Source organism: Cryobacterium sp. (assembly GCF_026786305.1).
Classification (GTDB): Bacteria; Actinomycetota; Actinomycetes; order Actinomycetales; family Microbacteriaceae; genus Cryobacterium.
Genome location: NZ_JAJAYI010000064.1, coordinates 1 through 18,857, shown reverse-complemented (window position 1 = coordinate 18,857; position 18,857 = coordinate 1). Strand labels below are relative to the sequence as shown.

19 protein-coding genes are annotated in these 18,857 nt (G+C 63.2%); 8 read left to right on the top strand and 11 right to left on the bottom strand.

Going from position 1 to position 18,857, the window contains the following annotated elements; all coding sequences use genetic code 11:
- Positions 1-101: 101 nt before the first annotated feature.
- The 6 genes from LH475_RS06790 to sufB form a co-directional block, all read right to left on the bottom strand.
- Complete coding sequence (locus tag LH475_RS06790; protein ID WP_196844303.1) at positions 102-731, bottom strand: TetR/AcrR family transcriptional regulator; 630 nt, start codon at positions 729-731, stop codon at positions 102-104.
- A gap of 252 nt (positions 732-983) precedes the next feature.
- Entirely contained in the window at positions 984-1,313 is a 330-nt protein-coding gene (locus tag LH475_RS06785) for a metal-sulfur cluster assembly factor (RefSeq protein ID WP_092107875.1), read from the bottom strand.
- Positions 1,314-1,317: 4 nt separating this feature from the next.
- Positions 1,318-2,082, bottom strand: coding sequence for a Fe-S cluster assembly ATPase SufC (sufC, locus tag LH475_RS06780; RefSeq protein WP_297413161.1), 765 nt, complete (start codon positions 2,080-2,082; stop codon positions 1,318-1,320).
- Between the two features lie 41 nt (positions 2,083-2,123).
- Complete coding sequence (locus tag LH475_RS06775) at positions 2,124-2,450, bottom strand: non-heme iron oxygenase ferredoxin subunit (protein WP_196844301.1); 327 nt, start codon at positions 2,448-2,450, stop codon at positions 2,124-2,126.
- 2 nt (positions 2,451-2,452) lie between these two features.
- A complete protein-coding gene (gene sufD / locus LH475_RS06770; protein ID WP_196844300.1) occupies positions 2,453-3,700 on the bottom strand; it encodes a Fe-S cluster assembly protein SufD in 1,248 nt (415 codons plus the stop codon).
- On the bottom strand, positions 3,701-5,119 hold the full coding sequence (gene sufB, locus LH475_RS06765; protein WP_297413160.1) for a Fe-S cluster assembly protein SufB: 1,419 nt from the start codon (positions 5,117-5,119) through the stop codon (positions 3,701-3,703).
- Between the two features lie 333 nt (positions 5,120-5,452).
- Here sufB and LH475_RS06760 point away from each other — a divergent pair, with 333 nt between their 5' ends.
- Complete coding sequence (locus tag LH475_RS06760) at positions 5,453-6,397, top strand: COX15/CtaA family protein (protein ID WP_297413159.1); 945 nt, start codon at positions 5,453-5,455, stop codon at positions 6,395-6,397.
- A gap of 40 nt (positions 6,398-6,437) precedes the next feature.
- Here the strand turns inward: LH475_RS06760 and LH475_RS06755 are convergent, their stop codons facing one another.
- Together LH475_RS06755 and LH475_RS06750 are read right to left on the bottom strand one after the other, a co-directional pair.
- Complete coding sequence (locus tag LH475_RS06755) at positions 6,438-6,815, bottom strand: hypothetical protein (protein WP_297413158.1); 378 nt, start codon at positions 6,813-6,815, stop codon at positions 6,438-6,440.
- Between the two features lie 3 nt (positions 6,816-6,818).
- Positions 6,819-7,358, bottom strand: a complete 540-nt coding sequence (locus LH475_RS06750) for an NAD-dependent epimerase/dehydratase family protein (protein WP_196844296.1) — start codon at positions 7,356-7,358, stop codon at positions 6,819-6,821.
- A gap of 190 nt (positions 7,359-7,548) precedes the next feature.
- Between LH475_RS06750 and LH475_RS06745 the strand changes: the two genes are divergently transcribed.
- The gene (locus LH475_RS06745; RefSeq protein WP_196844295.1) at positions 7,549-8,136 is read left to right on the top strand and encodes a hypothetical protein; all 588 of its coding nucleotides are present in this window, start codon (positions 7,549-7,551) and stop codon (positions 8,134-8,136) included.
- Between the two features lie 41 nt (positions 8,137-8,177).
- Here LH475_RS06745 and LH475_RS06740 read toward each other — a convergent pair whose 3' ends face one another.
- Positions 8,178-9,098, bottom strand: a complete 921-nt coding sequence (locus tag LH475_RS06740; protein WP_196844372.1) for a heme o synthase — start codon at positions 9,096-9,098, stop codon at positions 8,178-8,180.
- 331 nt (positions 9,099-9,429) lie between these two features.
- On the opposite strand from LH475_RS06740, the gene tkt reads away from it, so the two are divergent.
- The 6 genes from tkt to pgl all read left to right on the top strand — a co-directional run bounded on the left by tkt (position 9,430) and on the right by pgl (position 17,819).
- The gene (tkt, locus tag LH475_RS06735) at positions 9,430-11,523 is read left to right on the top strand and encodes a transketolase (RefSeq protein WP_196844294.1); all 2,094 of its coding nucleotides are present in this window, start codon (positions 9,430-9,432) and stop codon (positions 11,521-11,523) included.
- A 118-nt stretch (positions 11,524-11,641) separates the two neighbouring features.
- Positions 11,642-12,769, top strand: coding sequence for a transaldolase (gene tal / locus LH475_RS06730; protein ID WP_196844293.1), 1,128 nt, complete (start codon positions 11,642-11,644; stop codon positions 12,767-12,769).
- Positions 12,769-14,370, top strand: coding sequence for a glucose-6-phosphate isomerase (locus LH475_RS06725; RefSeq protein WP_297413157.1), 1,602 nt, complete (start codon positions 12,769-12,771; stop codon positions 14,368-14,370). The genes tal and LH475_RS06725 overlap by 1 nt, the downstream gene beginning before the upstream one ends.
- A gap of 136 nt (positions 14,371-14,506) precedes the next feature.
- Positions 14,507-16,048, top strand: a complete 1,542-nt coding sequence (gene zwf, locus LH475_RS06720; protein ID WP_196844291.1) for a glucose-6-phosphate dehydrogenase — start codon at positions 14,507-14,509, stop codon at positions 16,046-16,048.
- A complete protein-coding gene (locus LH475_RS06715; RefSeq protein WP_196844290.1) occupies positions 16,045-17,013 on the top strand; it encodes a glucose-6-phosphate dehydrogenase assembly protein OpcA in 969 nt (322 codons plus the stop codon). Before zwf ends, LH475_RS06715 begins: the two co-directional genes overlap by 4 nt.
- Positions 17,010-17,819 carry a 6-phosphogluconolactonase gene (gene pgl / locus LH475_RS06710; protein ID WP_196844289.1) on the top strand — a complete coding sequence of 270 codons (810 nt, stop codon included), beginning with the start codon at positions 17,010-17,012 and terminating at the stop codon, positions 17,817-17,819. The genes LH475_RS06715 and pgl overlap by 4 nt, the downstream gene beginning before the upstream one ends.
- Positions 17,820-17,904: 85 nt before the next feature.
- Here the strand turns inward: pgl and LH475_RS06705 are convergent, their stop codons facing one another.
- Both LH475_RS06705 and secG read right to left on the bottom strand, forming a co-directional pair.
- Entirely contained in the window at positions 17,905-18,273 is a 369-nt protein-coding gene (locus tag LH475_RS06705) for an RNA polymerase-binding protein RbpA (RefSeq protein ID WP_092107849.1), read from the bottom strand.
- Positions 18,274-18,407: 134 nt separating this feature from the next.
- Positions 18,408-18,659, bottom strand: a complete 252-nt coding sequence (secG, locus tag LH475_RS06700; protein WP_196844288.1) for a preprotein translocase subunit SecG — start codon at positions 18,657-18,659, stop codon at positions 18,408-18,410.
- Positions 18,660-18,857 lie beyond the last annotated feature (198 nt).

Sequence of the window (18,857 nt, the reverse complement as noted above, 5' to 3'; positions counted from 1 at the left end):
AAGTGTTTGTACGGGTGTGAAGTGTGGGTGGGCCAGAGCGGCCCAACTCACTAGTATATTTGCCTTCAGGCTGTGCTCGGCACACGGGTACCCGCTCTGGTCTAGAGCAGTGCAGCCATAAGTGACTTTTCCAACCAGTTGAAGTACGCCTCCGTGGACCAGCCGAGTGACAGAACCAGCGTTCTGAAGGTATGCGGATGAGCCAGCGCCCACATGGTCGCCGCTGCCTCGTGATCGCTGACTCCCCCGCGCAGTCCGCGCTTCTCCCGCAGCGCAACCGCCACCTCGCCAAAGCCGTGCAACCGGGCCGCATCACGCTTCTTCTCGAACTCGCCCACGTCGGGATCGACCACGGCCGCTTCGCTGACAATGCGCAAAATGCCCGAGGTGCGCTCATTCACGAGCGCGCTTGCGCGGGCAAGAATGCGAATGACCTCGGTCGCCGTGTGGGCCTCGGCAATGCGTTCGCGAGTAGCTCCGGACAGCAAGGCCGGGGCATCCGGTTCCTCAGCAACCCGGTCGAGCACCGCCGCGAGCAGCTCGGCTTTCGAGCCCACCGAGTTGTAGATCGTTTGCACGACGACGCCGGCCTCCCCCGCAATCGCCGCGACCGACGTGCGCACATAGCCGCGCTCGAGCATGAGCCGGCCGGCCGCCATGACGATCTCAGCACGCGTTTCCGCTGCCTGGGCTGCCCGCCGCCGAATCGCTCCGTTTTCCCCTGTATCCACACAACTAGCATACCGTTCCACTCGCTAGAGCGGCTTGCTAGCTGTCGCGGGTCGCGACTGTGTCTTGCCGTTGGGTCATGCCGTTGGGTCATGCCGTTGGGTCATGCCGTTGGGTCATGCTGTGGGACGACACGCCGTGACCCACCCGAATGGCACCGGAGCACACCGCCGCGACCCAGCCAAAAACAGATTGTTCACAGACCGAAAGGCCCCGGCTGCGGGCGCGAACGGGGCCTTCGGGAAATACAGAAGCTACATTGCGAAGCCGAGGGCCCGCATCATGTCGCGGCCGTCGTCGGTGATCTTCTCGGGACCCCACGGCGGCATCCAGACCCAGTTGATGCGGAACTGGTCGACGACGCCATCGAGCGCCTCAGCCGTCTGCTCTTCGAGCACATCGGTCAGCGGGCAGCCGGCCGAGGTGAGGGTCATGTGAATGATGAGCGCGTTGTTCTCGTCATCCCAGCCGAGGTCGTAGATGAGGCCGAGGTCAACGACATTGATGCCGAGTTCCGGGTCCATGACGTCTTTGAGGGCTTCTTCGATTTCGTCGAAGCGAGCCGGACTGAGTGTTGAAGCCATTGGACTAGCCTACGACCGACGGGACAAGGAAGCGATCGTAGCCTTCATCCTCAAGGCGGTCGGCGAGCTCTGGGCCGCCCTGTTCGGCGATCCTGCCGTTGACGAAGACGTGCACGAAGTCGGGGTGGATGTAGCGCAGGATGCGCGTGTAATGCGTGATCAGGAGCAGTCCAAGGCCGGTATTGGCCTTGGCGCGATTGACGCCCTCGGAAACGATCTTGAGCGCGTCGACGTCGAGGCCGGAGTCGGTCTCGTCGAGTACGGCGAACTTGGGCCCCAGCAGTTCGAGCTGGAGAATCTCGTTGCGCTTCTTCTCGCCACCGGAGAAGCCCTCGTTGACGTTACGTTCGGCGAAGGTCTTATCCATGCGGAGGTTGGTCATCGCCTGGCGCACATCCTTGATCCAGGTGCGGATCGGCGGGGCTTCACCCTCGATGGCCGTCTTGGCCGTGCGGAGAAAGTTGGTGACCGTCACTCCGGGAATCTCGACCGGGTACTGCATGGCCAGGAACAGGCCCGCGCGGGCGCGGGCATCCACCGTCATGGTAAGCACTTCGGCACCGTCGAGCAGGACGGACCCGCTCTCAACGTGATACTTGGGGTGGCCGGCGATCGTGTAGGCGAGGGTGGACTTGCCTGAGCCGTTCGGGCCCATGATGGCATGGATTTCGCCCTCGTTGATGGTGAGGTTGACGCCGCGCAGAATCTGCTTGGTGCCCTGGTCGGTCTCGACGCTGACGTGCAGGTCTTTGATTTCAAGAACAGACATGAATGTCTTATCCCTTTCTAAAATGGCTGGTGAGGCGGTCGTTAAACCGCGACGGTGACGGAAGGATCGACGAAGACGAAACCATCGATGAGCTCAACGTTGTAAACCGGGACCGGGTCGTAGGCCGGTAGGGACAGCGGCTTGCCGCTGGTGAGGGAGAACATCGAGCCGTGGGCCCAGCACTCGAGAGTCTGTCCCTCCACGAATCCCTCGGACAGGGAGATATCGCCGTGCGTGCAGGTGTCGCCGATGGCGAAGACGTCGCCAGCGGCGTCACGCACGAGGGCGATGGCGACGCCATCAATTTCGACCTTGACGGCTTGGTTAACTTCGAGCTCATCGAGAGCGCAGATCTTCGTTGCGGCCATGCTTACTTGACGTCCGTTCCAGTGAGTTCGGCTTCGATTGCGAGTTGCAACCGAGCTTCAAGTTCGGGGGAACCAATCTGCTGCACGACCTCGGTGAGGAATCCGCGCACGACGAGGCGCCGCGCTTCTTCTTCGGTGATGCCGCGAGCCTGAAGGTAGAACAGCTGCTCGTCGTCGAAGCGTCCGGTGGCACTGGCGTGACCGGCCCCAACGATGTCGCCGGTTTCAATCTCCAGGTTGGGGATGGAATCGGCGCGGGTGCCCTCACTGAGCACAAGATTGCGGTTCTGTTCGTAGCTGTCGGTACCGGCCGCCGTGTTGCCGATCAGCACGTCGCCGATCCAGACCGTTCGGGCGTCCTGACCCTGCAACGCACCCTTGTAGTTGACCCGGCTGCGGCTCTTCGGGGCGTCGTGGAAGACGTACACCTGCTGTTCCAGGTGCTGGCCGGCATCCGCGAAGTAGAGGCCGAGGAGCAGCGTGTCGGAGCCGGGACCGGCCAGCCGCACCGAGGGGTTGACCCGCACGATGCTGCCGCCGAGGGAAACGACGACGTGCTTGAGGCGGGCGTCACGACCGATGGATGCGAAATGGTTGGCGAGGTGCACCGCGGAGTCGTTCCATTCCTGCAGAGAAACGACCGTGAGATTCGCGGATTCACCGAGGATGATCTCGACGTTTTCGCTCAACCGCGCGTCGCCCGTGTTGTGCAGGATGACCGTGGCCTGGCTGAACGGCTTGGCCTCAATGACCGTGTGGGCGCCGCGCGCGGAGTTGCCGAGAGTCGATCGCGTGACCGTGATCTCCTTGGCTTCTTCGCCGCTCACCGTGATGGCGAGGGCTTCGTCGAACACACCCCAGGCGTTCGCGGCTGCGCGTTCTTCCGGCAGACCGGCGGTGCCGATGCGGGCATCCGTTCTGGGCACCCACTCGACGGAAATATCCGATGCCGGGGTGGACTCGATCGGGTAGCGAGATCCGTCGAGTTCGCCGCCGGTGAGGTCGGTGAATTTCGCGACGGGCGAGTGCTTCCACACGGCCTCGCGGCCGGTGACAGCCTCGAAGTCGGCGACGCTGACGCTCTTGAAGCGGTCCGAGCGGGTTTGCACCGGCACGTAGCCGAAACGTCCGTCGGAGTGTTCCTTGATTCCGTGCTGGCCGGTCGGGAGAGCGGACGAGCCGGCAGCGGGTGCGGGTGATGCGGGCACAGTTTTTGACGCGCTCTGTGAGAGCGCTGAAGCGGCGGACATTTAGCCGACGGATCCTTCCATGCCCATTTCAATGAGCTTGTTGAGTTCGAGGGCGTACTCCATTGGGAGCTCCCGAGCGATCGGTTCGATGAAGCCGCGAACGATCATGGCCATCGCCTCGTCTTCGGGCATACCGCGGCTCATCAGGTAGAACAGCTGCTCTTCGCTGACGCGGGAGACGGTGGCTTCGTGCCCGAGCTGCACGTCGTCAACACGGATGTCGATGGACGGGTAGGTGTCGGAGCGTGACTGGGTGTCGACCAGGAGGGCATCGCAACGCACGGTGTTGGCGGAATGGTGCGCGGAGGCATCCACCCGAACCTCACCACGGTACCCGCTGCGTCCGCCACCGCGAGCGATGGACTTGGAAACGATCGACGACTGGGTGTAGGGAGCCATGTGGATCATCTTGGCGCCGGCGTCCTGGTGCTGGCCGGGTCCTGCGAAGGCCACCGAGAGTGTCTCACCCTTGGCGTGCTCGCCCATGAGATAGATGGACGGATACTTCATGGTGACCTTGGAACCGATGTTGCCATCGATCCACTCCATGGTGGCGCCTTCGCCGGCCGTGGCCCGCTTAGTGACGAGGTTGTAGACGTTGTTCGACCAGTTCTGGATGGTTGTGTAGCGAACACGGGCGTTCTTCTTCACGACGATCTCGACGACGGCGGAGTGCAGCGAGTCAGACTTGTAGATCGGGGCGGTGCAGCCCTCGATGTAGTGCACGTAGCTGCCCTCGTCGGCGATGATGAGCGTGCGCTCAAACTGGCCCATGTTCTCCGTGTTGATGCGGAAGTAGGCCTGCAACGGAATCTCCACGTGCACGCCGGGCGGCACGTAGACGAATGATCCGCCCGACCAGACGGCCGTGTTCAGCGCGGCGAACTTGTTGTCACCGGAGGGGATGATCGTGCCGAAGTACTCCTCGAAAAACTCCGGGTGCTCCCGGAGAGCCGTGTCGGTGTCCATGAAGATGACGCCCTGCGCTTCGAGTTCTTCGTTGATCTGGTGGTAGACCACTTCGGACTCGTACTGGGCGGCGACACCGGAGACGAGGCGCTGGCGCTCAGCTTCGGGGATGCCGAGCTTCTCGTAGGTCTTCTTGATGTCGTCGGGCAGGTCTTCCCAGGTCTGTGCCTGCTTCTCCGTGGAGCGCACAAAGTACTTGATGTTGTCGAAGTCGATCTCGGAGAGGTCGGCGCCCCAGGTGGGCATGGGCTTGCGTTCGAACAGCTGCAGGGCCTTGAGGCGCCGCTGCAGCATCCAGTCAGGCTCGGATTTCAGGTTCGAGATGTCCGTGACGACCTCGGGGGAAATACCACGGCGAGCGGATGCGCCGGCCTTGTCTGAATCGGCCCACCCGAATTCGTAGGTGCCAATCCCCTCAAGGTCGGGACGGTCTAGCAGGACATCCGACATAATTACCTCTTCTCCACCCAGCACAACCCGGATATTAGTCCGGTCATTCCCGGGCGATCTCGGTGGAGACCACGAGGAACGGGTTGTGTGGACAGCTACGTTGCGTACTTAGAATATTCATGGAGCAAAAATCTGAACCGGCCAGAGCCTGTTGAGGCACTGTTCAGTTTCGATAAAATCGTGCAATCACCTTGACCGCGCGAATGATCTCCATGGAAGTTTCAATTCTACAGGTTGATCAGCAGGATACGCGTGCTTGCCGGTCGATTCACATTTGAACAGGGCACGATCAGAAGACACGCGATCATGAGAAAGACAGTGGGAGCAGAACCCGTGAATCCGATATACCAATGGCTACCGAGCGCTATCGACGTACGCATCCGCGTGGTTGCCTGGCTGTCCCTCGTGACGGAGATTGTGATTGTCGGAACGGGCGGCGCTGTTCGCCTCACCGGTTCGGGACTCGGCTGCCCCACTTGGCCGACCTGTGTTGCCGGCTCGTTGGTGCCAACGCCGGAGATGGGTGTGCACGGTGTCATTGAGTTTGCCAACCGCCTGATGACCGGACTGATCGGCATCATTGCAATCGCGGCAGTCGTTCTGCTCGTGCGTTTGCGCAAGCAACGCAAGGACCTCTTCATACTTGCCGTGATCCTCGCCGCCGGTGTTCTCGCCCAAGCGGTCGTCGGCGGCATCACCGTGTTGACCGGCCTCAACCCGTTCATCGTCGGCTTTCACTTCACTGTGTCGCTCATCATGGTCTGTATTGCCACGGTGCTCGTGCACCGGGTCTATATCGCTCCGGGGCCGCGCGCCCTCGTCGTTCCGGTCGGCTTCGCCGGCCTGGCCCATGTCACGAGCTTCGCCGTCGCGCTGACCGTGATTATGGGCGTGCTGACCACAGCCTCCGGACCGCATTCGGGTGATGTTGCCGCGGGTCGAACGGGCTTCAATTCTGAGTTGCTCGCGCACCTGCATGCCTGGCCGGGCTACGCGACGCTGATTTTGACAATCGTGCTGCTGGTGGCATCCGTTCGCGGCAGACTGCCCGTGCGTTCGTTCGTCGTCACGCTGTTGGTGATTGAGCTCGTGCAGATTGTGGTCGGACTGCTGCAGGCAAACCTGGGTCTACCGCCGGTGCTCGTCGGCCTGCACATGGTGCTCGCCTGTGTGCTCGCCGCAACGATGGCCGCCGTCGTGCTGAATCTCAAGGCCCCGGCCGGTGTTACCGCCCACGCCACGGAATTTGCGCTGGCACATGAGGCCAGCGGCCGGTAGTTCGTCATCCGTGGCGGATTGTCGGCCGGGATCCGGGCCGTCATTTCCTGCTGCGGTAGCTCTCAGCCGTGGCGAGGAGGGCCTCGTTCCAGGGTGAGGCGGCGACGCCGAGTACGCTCTCGGTTTCGGTCGAGTCGATGACGTACGGCACCATGAACTGGTAGCTCGAAGCCCACACTTCGTGCATCATCGGATTGGCCACACCGAACGCGTGCAACAGCCATTGCGGATACCCGGAGACCTTTCCCCGGATTCCAAAGTGCAAGTTGAGCTGCGCGGCGATGTCCGTGCGGCTGACGGTGGCGCTGGGAACATGCCAGATTCGGCCCCAGTCGCCGGTATGGTCTGCGGCGGCGATGAGCGTAGTCACGATGTCGGGTAGGTAGCTCCAGCTGTGTTCGAGCTGTGCTTTGCCCACGACTTAGGCGGTCTTGGACCGGAGGACCGCCGTGAAAAATGATTCGCCGAGGTGTGCGGCGCCCGTGGCTCCCGGCCCGAAGTAGTCGCTGGCCCGCACCTCGACGGCACGGATGGTGCCGGCGTCCTGTGCGGCGCGCATCTTTGCCCATCCGGCCTGACGAATCAGTCCCTTGGCTTCGGTGGTCGTCTCGGGCGAGTGTTCGGTCATGGCGACGATCGGCGACCCATACGGGTACAGGTTGCCCATCACGACGATGCGGGAGCCCGTTGCGGAGGCGGCGGCAATCGCCGCATCGAAGATCGGCGGCCATTGGGCAGCCCAGTCGGTGTACGGCGGATTCGTGCACAGAAAGATCGTTGACATGCCACCGGCTGCTCGCGAAAATGCGGCCGGATCACTCGCATCGAGAACCAGGGCGGCGGCGCCGAAAGCAGCGGAGCCGGAGCGGGTCGCGATGGTCACCGAGTCGCCTCGCGCCGCGAGGCGCTCGGCGAGCGGATGCCCAATCAGGCCCGCTCCAACAACGAGATGCGTTTTCATGGCTTCCATTCGATTCGATCGGGTGCAGTCGAGTCTGCCAGAAGGACAGCTCGGGGACATCCCTCGCCCTGTCAGGTATCGCGGCCCAACTCAAGTGGCAACAGAATGTGTGGCGCCGCTGGAGTGAACAACGCCCATGAATTGCTGCGTGGCTCTCCCCCGACGGTGGCCGCCGGTGTACTCTCCAGACATGCATCTCGCTCCGGGAGCCAAATGGAAGCCGCCAGACGACGCGGCGCGCCTTGCCCTGTTCGGTCCGCCCGTGTTCGGTTTCGTGCCGCAATCACGTATTCAGGAACGCGGCTGGAGCTGGTACGGCAATCACGGCCGCACGCTGGAAGCACAGGCGCACTACTGGCTTGCCGACCCCGCGGGTAATTTCTGGTTCGAAGATTCGCCAGCCGGTCCGGTCGGGATCGCCGAACTGCGCGGATTCGTGTTCACCGATGTGCCGGGCTCCACCAATCGCGGCGGCGACCCGATTCGGGACGCACTCAACCAGCACCTGCAGTACATCGTAATGAACCATGCCAAGAACCCCTACGACTTCGGGTCGGAATTGTGGGCCGAGCGGCATACTCAACAGCAGTCGGAGATCGAAGTCGCGCTGGCACACCGGTCGAACCTGATCGTCGACGACACGGCGCTGCCCGCCATCACCGTCACGGCCTCCGACTTCACGGGCACAGCGATGGCTCTGGCCGGACGCGTGGTGACGGTCGTGATTCATATGGCCGACGTCGCCAAGATCGACACCCGACTCACCCGCCGGGTCTAGCTGCTGCGCCGGGTCTGGATGCAATCCCGCAGAAGGTGGCCCTAGAACGGAAGCAGTGGATCGACTCCGACGGCCACGAAGAGCAATGTCAGGTAGGCGATCGAGCCATGGAAAACGCGCATCGGTGAGACATGCTCGCGCCGGATCGCGAGGCTATACAGGCGGTGTGTTTCGAAGATGAACCAGCCGCCGGTGACAAGAGCGGTGAAGCTGTACAACAAACCCATGTCGGCGATCGGGATCAGCAGTAACGAGCAGGCAACGGTGGCCCACGCGTAGAGGATGACCTGCAGGCCAACCTGAGCCCGACCACGCACGACAGCGAGCATCGGAACGCCGGCGGCCTGATAGTCGCTGCGGTACTTCATCGATAGCGGCCAGTAGTGCGGCGGCGTCCACAAGAAAATGATCATGAACAGAATGATTGGTGGCCAGGACAGGTCCCCGGTCACGGCGGCCCAACCGATGAGCACGGGCATACAGCCGGCCACCCCACCCCAGACGATGTTCTGGGGGGTGCGACGCTTGAGAATGATGGTGTAGAACACGACGTAGAGCAAAATTGCGCCGAACGACAGCGCAGCGGAGAGCCAGTTGGTCAGTAATCCCAGCCAGAGAATGGATGCTGCGCCCAATGCCCACGCAAAAATCAACGCTTCTCGGTCACTGAGCTCTCCGGTGACCAACGGGCGATTCTTCGTGCGCTTCATGAGCCGGTCGATATCGCGATCGAGGTAACAGTTGAACGCACCGGCGGAACCCGCACTGAGCGACCCGCCAACGAGCGTGGCGAGGATCAGTCCCAGGCTGGGAATCCCCCGTTCGGCGAGAAGCATTGTGGGTGCGGTGACAACCAGGAGTAATTCGACAACTCGCGGTTTTGTCAGGGACACGTACGCTTTCAGGGTGCGCTTTCGTGTGCGCGGTCCGCTTTGGACCGGGTTCTTCAGGGCGACGTCCATTGTTCCTCTAACGCTAGGCAAGTCTTCTCATTCTAGGTCACGCCCTCACGGGCACTCCACCGGGACCGAATGCTGATTGCATCTTCATGTAACGTCATACGATCCGTGGGCCTCGACACGGTTTCCGTATACTTGAAGAGTCCCCCCACATTCTCTGCCATTCGGCGAGCCACCTCGTGGTGAACCGCTACCGATCAGCTGAGGGTGCCACCTCGTGGTGGTTGGCGGGTATCGAAGAACCAGCAGGTTTCGAACTCTATTCGTGTGACGACAAACACAGGACGGGTTGACAACAACTCGCCATCTTCGCTTTATAGAAGGGTCAATAAACGTGGCAGCATTGCAGTGGGATTCCATCGACGACAAAGCGGTCGACACCGCACGCATCCTGGCGGCTGACGCCGTCGAGAAGGTTGGGAATGGGCATCCCGGTACCGCGATGAGCCTCGCTCCCGCTGCGTATCTGCTGTTCCAGAAGGTCATGCGCCGCGACCCCGTCGACAACGAGTGGATCGGTCGCGACCGCTTCATTCTGTCTGCCGGCCACAGTTCACTGACGCAGTACGTGCAGTTGTACCTCGGCGGCTACGGCCTCGAGCTCGAGGATCTCAAGGCCCTGCGCACCTGGGGATCCAAGACCCCCGGCCACCCGGAATACGGGCACACCGACGGCGTCGAGATCACCACCGGCCCGCTCGGCCAGGGGTTCGCCTCCGCTGTCGGGTTCGCCTACGCGTCTCGCTTCGAGCGTGGCCTGCTCGACCCGGATGCCGCCGCCGGCGCGAGCCCGTTCGACCACTTCGTGTACGTCATCGCCAGCGATGGCGACCTGCAGGAAGGCATCACGAGCGAGGCCTCCTCTCTCGCCGGTCACCAGCAGCTCGGCAACCTCATTGCGATCTACGACAGCAACCAGATCTCGATCGAGGACGACACCAACATCGCCTTCACCGAGGATGTCGCTGCTCGCTATGCCGCCTACCACTGGCACGTGCAGACGGTGGACTGGAAGAAGACCGGTTCCTACGTGGAAGACGTCGCCGAGCTACACAAGGCCATTGAGGCCGCCCAGAACGAAACCGGCAAGCCCAGCCTGATCATTCTCAAGACGATCATCGGCTGGCCGAGCCCGAAGAAGCAGAACACCGGCAAGATCCACGGCTCCGCCCTCGGTGCCGAGGAACTCGCTGGCGTCAAGACTGTCCTGGGCTTTGACCCGGAGAAGACCTTCGACGTGGCTCTGGAGGTCATCACCCACACCCGGCAGGCCCTCGAACGTGGTGCGGCCCAGCACGCAGCGTGGACCGTGCAGTTCGACGCGTGGGCCGCGGCCAACCCAGAGCGCAAGATTCTGCTCGACCGGGTACTCTCCGGCAACCTGCCCGACGGCGTCGACGAGGCCCTTCCGGTCTTCGCCGGCGGCACCGCGGTCTCGACCCGTGCGGCGTCCGGAAAGGTACTCACCGCCCTCGGCGGTGTGATCCCCGAGCTGTGGGGCGGCTCGGCCGACCTCGCCGAATCCAACAACACCACCATCAATGGTGCCGCCTCGTTCATTCCGAGCGAGCACTCAACCGGTGAATGGGCCGGGAACTCTTACGGCCGCGTGCTGCACTTCGGCATTCGCGAGCACGCCATGGCGGCCATTCTCAACGGCATCGTGCTGCACGGTAACACCCGCCCATTCGGCGGGACCTTTCTGATCTTCAGCGATTACATGCGTCCCGCGGTGCGTCTGGCCGCGCTCATGAAGGCTCCGTCCATCTTCGTCTGGACCCACGACTCCGTCGCACTCGGCGAGGACGGCCCCACCCACCAGCCGATCGAACAGCTCGCGACCCTGCGAGCCATTCCGGGTCTCGACGTTGTGCGTCCCGGCGACGCCAACGAAACCGCCTGGGCCTGGAAAACCATCCTGGAACGCCGAAGCGGCCCCGCCGGGATCGCCCTGACCCGTCAGAACATTCCGGTGTATGAGCGGGGCGAGGGCGCAGCATCCGCTGAAATCTTCGCCTCGGCCAAAAATGTGGCACGTGGCGCCTACGTGCTGGCCGAAGCGGCCGGCGGAACCCCCGACGTCATACTGATCGGCACCGGTTCCGAGGTGCAGATCGCTGTTGAAGCCCGCGCCCAGCTCGCCCTCGAGGGCATCAATGCCCGCGTGGTGAGTGCCCCGTGCTTGGAATGGTTCGAAGAGCAGAGCAGCGCCTACCGCAAATCGGTGTTGCCCGCCGCGATCACTGCCCGGGTGTCGGTCGAGGCCGGCCTCGCGCTGACCTGGCGAGGCTACGTCGGCGATGCCGGCCGCAGCATCTCGATCGAGCACTTTGGGGCATCCGCTGATTACCAGACGCTGTTTCGCGAATTCGGCATCACCACCGAAGCCGTTGTCGCCGCCGCCAAGGAATCCATCAGCGCAGCCTGACCCGCAACCATGGGCCCGGTTCGGTATTAGTCTGCACGATGCTTCCGTACCTCCCCCCTTTTTCACCTCATTGCTACAGCCAGCTGCCTGACGGCAGCACGATCAGGAGATTTCAACTATGACAAACCCCACCCCCCTCGCCCAGCTGTCCGCAGCCGGCGTCAGTATCTGGCTCGACGACCTTTCCCGTGATCGCATCAATTCCGGCGGACTGCAGGACCTGATCGAGAACAGCAACGTCGTGGGCGTGACCACCAACCCGACGATCTTCGCCGGCGCCCTGGCCAAGGGCGAGGCGTATACCGAGCAGGTCGCGACACTGGCCGCCGCCGGCACGAACGTGACCGACGCCGTCTTCGCCATCACCACCGACGACGTCGCCGCCGCTTGCGACATCTTCCGCCCGGTCTACGACTCGACCAATGGCCAGGACGGCCGCGTCTCGATCGAGGTCGAGCCGAGCCTCGCCCGCGACGCTGCCGGCACGGTCGCGGAGGCCCAGCAGCTCTGGAAGAAGGTCAGTCGTCCCAACGCGATGATCAAGATTCCCGCGACGGTCGAAGGCCTGGAGGCCATCACGGCAACCATCGCCCTCGGAATCAGCGTCAACGTCACCCTGATCTTCAGCCTGGAGCGTCACCGCCAGGTCATCAACGCCTACCTGGCCGGACTCGAGCAGGCCAAGGTTGCCGGCATCGACCTCTCCACGATTCACTCGGTTGCCTCATTCTTCGTCTCGCGCGTCGACTCCGAAATCAACGCCCGCCTCGAAGCGATCGGTACGCCCGAAGCCCTCGCCCTCAAGAGCAAGGCCGGCGTCGCCAACGCACAGCTCGCCTACCAGGTCTACGAGCAGGCGTTCAGCAGTGAGCGTGCACTCGGCCTGATCAAGGCCGGCGCCACCAAACAGCGCCCGCTCTGGGCCTCGACCGGTGTCAAGGACGCCAGCCTGCCCGACACCCTCTACATAACCGAGCTGGTCGCCCCCGAGGTCGTCAACACAATGCCCGAAAAGACCATGCAGGCCGCCGCCGACCACGGCGTCATCCCGGCCGACTCGGTGACCCGTTCGTACGCCGCGGCCAACGCCGTGCTCGACGCGCTGGCCGCCCAGGGCGTCTCGTATGACGATGTCACTCGCCTGCTCGAAGAAGAGGGCCTATCGAAGTTTGCGGTGTCCTGGAACGAACTGCTCGACACGGTGCAGGCGGCCCTCACCGCTGCCTCGACCACGTCGGCCGTGTGATGAGCTTTCGCATCTCGGTGAGTGGCGCCGCGGCCGATGCCGTACGCGCCACGGTACCCACCCTGGTCACAGATCTCGTCGCCTCCGGCATCACGGCCCTCGACCCCGCCCTGTGGGGGCCGGAGGCCGAAGCCGAAGCCGCACTGCGCCTCGGCTTTACCGAATCCGTCGCCGTGTCACGCCCGCTCGTAGCCGAAATCGCGAGCCTGCGGGCTAGCCTGCAGGCTCGCGGTGTCACCCAGATCGCTCTCGCCGGCATGGGTGGGTCGTCACTGGCCCCCGAGGTCATCACCCGCACCGCCGGCATGAATCTGACCGTGCTCGACGCGACCGCCCCCGGCCAGGTGCTCTCGGCACTGAACGACAACCTGGCCGGAACGGCCCTCGTCGTCTCCTCCAAGAGCGGTTCAACCGTCGAAACCGACAGCCAACGCCGCGTGTTCGAACGCGCCTTCCAGGCCATCGGCATCGACCCGGCCGAACGCATCATCGTCGTGACCGACCCCGGGTCGCCGCTCGAGACATTCGCTCGAGAAGCCGGCTACCGCGTCTTCAACGCCGACCCGACCGTGGGCGGACGCTACTCCGCATTGACAGCTTTCGGTCTCGTGCCGTCGGGACTGGCCGGCGTTGATATCGGTGCGCTGCTCGACGAGGCTGAGTCTATTTCGCTGGCTCTGGCCGCGGACTCGCCCGAGAACCCGGGACTCGTGCTCGGCGCGGCGATCGCCGCCACCAGCCCGCGCCGTGACAAGCTCGCCATCATCTCGGACGGTACCCACATTGTGGGGCTCGCCGACTGGGTCGAACAACTCATCGCCGAATCCACAGGCAAGCGTGGCACCGGTATTTTGCCGGTCGTGCTTGAGCTTGACGCTCCCGAACTGACCGAGACGCTTCCAGACCTGCAGCTCGTGCGGGTCGTCGCTGACGCCGGCACCAACCTGTTTAACGAAACGGGCGACGAGATTCGCGTCAGCGGAACTCTCGGCGCACAATTCTTGGTCTGGGAATACGCAACCGTCGTTGCCGGGCGTCTGCTCGGGATCAACCCGTTCGACCAGCCCGACGTGGAGTCCGCCAAGATCGCCACCCGAGGTCTTCTCGACGCGCGCCCCGCGGCAGAACCGGCCGCATTCATCGCGGACGGCATCGAAGTGCGTGGCACCCCGCACATCATCGGTGCGGCAAGCGACCTCGCTTCGGCGATCGACGCGTTGCTCGAAGAGCTCGGCCCCGACGGTTATGTTGCCGTTCAGGCCTACGTCGACCGCCTCGCCCTTCCGGAACTGGCCGACATTCGCAACAAGCTCGCCTTACTGTCCAAGCGTCCGGTCACATTTGGTTGGGGCCCACGCTTTCTGCACTCCACCGGGCAGTTCCACAAGGGTGGGCCGGCAACCGCCGTGTACCTGCAAATTCTGGCCACGCCGGCGGAGGACCTCGACATTCCCGAGCGCCCCTTTACCTTTGGCGAACTGATCCAGGCGCAGGCCAGTGGCGACGCAGGCGTACTCGCCGAGCACGGGCGCCCCGTGTTGACCCTGACCCTGACCCAGCCGAAGCAGAACATCTCCACCCTGTTTCAGGCCTTGGCCTAGCCGGGGGTTGGTTCCTCCCGGGCGCTGCCCGCGAGGAATCAACCAGCTGAACGCACTATTCTTTTCGCAGCATCCCCGCCCGTTATACCCCTGATTCATCCCCAATATTTCTGCACTGTCCCGTCAAAGGAGCTGCATGTCCCCGGTGGAAATTACTCCGGAGTTTAACCCGCTCAGATCCCCCTCCGACTATCGCCTGAATCGAATTGCCGGGCCCTCCAGCCTCGTAATCTTCGGCGTCACGGGTGACCTCGCGCGCAAGAAACTCATGCCCGCGGTCTATGACCTCGCTAACCGTGGGCTGTTACCTCCCGGTTTCGCTCTCGTCGGCTTCGCCCGCCGAGACTGGGACAACGAAGACTTCATGCAGGTTGTGCATGACGCCGTCAAGGAGCACGCCCGTACCGAGTTCCACGAAGATGTCTGGGCACAGCTGTCCGAGGGCATACGTTTTGTTTCGGGCACTTTTGACGACGACGAGGCATTTACCCGCCTCACCCAGACTGTGGACGACCTCGATCGTGAACGGGGAACTATGGGCAACCATGCGTTCTATCTGGCCATTCCGCCCAAGGCCTTCCCCCAGGTCACCGAGCAGCTGCGCCGCTCCGGTCTGGCGGAGCAAAAGAACGGCCAGTGGCGACGCGTCGTTATTGAAAAGCCGTTCGGCAGCGACCTCAAGACGGCACGGCAGCTCAATGATGTCGTCGAGTCGGTCTTTCCGCCCGACTCCGTTTTTCGGATCGACCACTACCTCGGCAAGGAGACGGTGCAAAACATTCTGGCGTTGCGCTTCGCCAACGAAATGTTCGAACCACTCTGGAACGCCAACCACGTCGAACACGTGCAGATCACCATGGCCGAGGACATCGGTGTGGGTGGCCGCGCCGGATACTACGACGGTATCGGCGCAGCGCGCGACGTGATTCAGAACCATCTGCTGCAGCTACTCGCGCTGACAGCGATGGAAGAGCCCATCTCTTTCGACGCTGCCGACCTGCGCGCCGAGAAGGAAAAGGTGCTCGCCTCGGTGCGGCTACCCGCCGATCTCGGCCTCGGCACCGCGCGCGGACAGTACGCCGGCGGGTGGCAGGGCGGCGAAAAAGTGGCCGGGTTTCTTGAGGAAGACGGCATGAACCCGGAGTCGGTCACCGAGACCTACGCCGCCATGCGCCTGACAATCGACACGCGCCGCTGGGCTGGAGTGCCGTTCTACCTGCGCGCCGGCAAACGACTCGGTCGCCGCGTCACCGAAATCGCCGTGGTCTTCAAACGCGCCCCGCAATACCTCTTTGCCCCCGGCCAGACGGCTGAACTGGGCCACAACGCCCTGGTTATTCGCGTTCAGCCCGACGAAGGCGTCACGATCCGGTTTGGTTCAAAGGTGCCCGGAGTGGTTATGCAGGTGCGCGATGTGACCATGGATTTCGGTTATGGCCATGCCTTCACGGAGGCGAGCCCGGAAGCGTACGAGCGATTGATTCTCGATGTGCTCCTCGGCGACCCGCCGCTGTTTCCCCGTCACGAAGAGGTCGAACTGTCCTGGAAGATTCTCGACCCGATCGAAGAGTACTGGGCTACCCAGGGCCAGCCGGAGCAGTACCGCCCCGGAACGTGGGGCCCCACATCCGCTGATGACCTACTGGCCCGCGATGGCCGTACCTGGAGGCGACCATGATCGTCGATCTGCCCAACACCACCACCGCGAAGATCTCGAAAGCGCTTGTGCGCATTCGGGAAGAGGGCGGCGCTGTCGCTCTCGGCCGCGTGCTAACCCTGATCATTGCCGCAACCCTCGGACACGAGGAGGAGGCCATTGCGGCCGCCAATGAGGCCTCCCGTGAGCATCCGATGCGCGTCATCGTCGTCTCAACCCAGGAGACCGTCGCGTCCGCGAAGACACCACAAGCACGGGTCGATGCGGAAATTCGGGTGGGCGGCGACGCCGGAGCCAGTGAGGTCATCGTCTTGCGCGTGTGCGGCGACGCCGCAAAAGACCCGGAGAGTTTGGTCACCGGTCTGCTGCTGTCGGACGCTCCCGTGGTCGCCTGGTGGCCCGGAACGGCCCCGGCCGTTCCCAGCGATTCTCCCCTGGGGCGCATCGCCTATCGCCGAATAACGGATGCTTCGGCGCAGCCGGATCCGCAGGCTGCGCTACACCACCTGTGCGAAAGCTACCGTCCCGGCGACACCGACTTCGCCTGGACCCGACTGACCCCCTGGCGCGCTCAGCTGGCCGCCGTGCTGGACCAGCCGCCCTACGAACCGATCACGAGAATTGAGGTCACCGGCGCTGCCGCCTCACCGTCGACCACCCTGCTGGCCGCATGGCTGCAAATGCAGCTTCAGGTGCCCGTCGACTGCGAGCTAACCACAGACCCCCTCGCCATTGGCGTGCACGGGGTTCACCTCACCCGCGCGTCGGGAACGATCTCGCTCGAACGCGAGGTGCCCGACATCGCCACGCTCAACCAGCCGGGACAGCCAATGCAGGACCTGACGCTCAAGCGTCGCAGCCTGCGCGACTGCTTGGCCGACGAACTGCGCCGACTCGACCCCGACGAGCTGTATGGTGAGGTCATCACCCGCGGCCTGCCGCAACTCGAGGACGTGGTGACCCAAGGGACCGGAGCGCGACCGTGACACATGATCGACGCGTGCTGGTGCATCGGAGCAGGCAAGCGCTGGCCGGGTCGGTCGCTGCCCGCTTCTTGACAAACATGGTGGACGTATTGCAGGAGCGGCACGAAGCGAATGTAGTGCTGACCGGTGGTTCCGTGGGCATCGCCGTGCTGGCAGCCATTAACGAGTCAGCGGCCCGCGACACCATTGAGTGGTCCCGGGTGAATTTTTGGTGGGGAGACGAACGTTGGGTTCCTCGCGCCGATCCCATGCGCAACGAGTGGCAGGCACGCGAAGCTCTGCTGGATCACATCGACGTTCCACCAGCAAACATCCATTCGTTCGGTGCTTCCGATGACGCGACTGCGACCAGCGACGACGCGACTGCGACCAGCGACGGCGACCCGCTGGACGCTGCGGCCGCACGGTATTCGGCTGAATTGCTTGCCCACGCCCCGGAGGGTGCTCGATACCCCCGTTTCGACGTGACGTTTCTCGGAGTCGGACCCGACGGGCATATCGCGTCGCTGTTCCCGCACCGATCGGGCATTCGCGAGCGTGAGGCCAGTGTGATCACCGTGCGGGACTCCCCCAAGCCACCCGCTGTTCGTTTGTCGCTCACGCGGCCCGTGCTCAACTCCTCGGACCGGGTCTGGCTGGTTCTGGCCGGGTCAGACAAGGCATCAGCCCTCGGACTCGCGCTGGCCGGCGCGAGCCGCGACGAAGTTCCCGCGGCGGGAATCAAGGGACGCTATCGCACGATGTTCTTCGTCGACAGCGATGCCGCGGCCCAGGTTCCCGAAAACCTCATCGCACCGGCCTATTAGGCCCGTCAATCGCTGCCGAAAGCGCGGAGTGTAACGCTATGACATCGGCTCTCGAATGCTCGAGAGCCGGTTTTGGTGTGCCGAGTCAGTTCGTAGGTGACAGCTTGCCGCGACGAACGCGCAACTGATTGAGCGCCTCTTCCAGGAGAGACTCGGCTTCTTCCTCGGTTCGACGTTCCTTGACGTAGGCCAAGTGCGTCTTGTAGGGCTCAAGCTTCACCACGGAGGGAGGATTCTCCTTGTCGCGGCCGGCCGGAAGGCCGGATGAGGGGCAATCGATGGTGACGGGGATCTCCTCGTCGGGAAGGCTCGCCGCAAAGTACCGTACGGTCTCGTTGCCGAGGGCATCCCAGTAGGAGACCTTGATGCGGTCCGCGTGAAAACCGCGGTCCTGCTCGCCCATGGGGCCCGCGCCTACACGCGAGCCACGGATTGCGCTGCCGCCTGATGCCATCTTGTTCCTCCGTTAAATCGTGCAGGTATGCGCTGCAGATTCGAGCAGTTCTTGGTGCTGCTGCGATTGGTAATGCTGCTGATGAAGAGATGTGCTCGTGGAAAGCCTAGGGTAACCCCGCACAGTGCGAAAAGTTAAGCCCCGGTGTCAAACTTGGTGATCAATCCGAGGACCACGATGCAGGATACCCACAGCAGGCCCAGAATAATGGTGATGCGGTTGAGGTTGCGCTCGGCAACGCCCGATGCTCCGAGGTTGGAGGTAACGCCGCCGCCGAACATGTCGGACAATCCACCACCCCGACCCTTGTGCAGCAAAATGAGCATGGTGAGCAGGAGGCTCGTGATACCGACGAGCACCTGCATGACAACCTGGAGAATCTCCACACGAAACCTTTCAAAAAACGGTTGGCGCAACTCTGGCGCCCAGACCATAGTAATTATACCCTTCAGGCAGGAGCGGGGTGGTTTGCCCCCGGGGAGGCCCCCCCCAGCCCCCAATTAATGAAAATGTCGGGTTTTATGGCGAAGTGGGTGTGTTTCCGTATAATTATGGAGAAAACCGGTATATACAGGCTGGGCCCG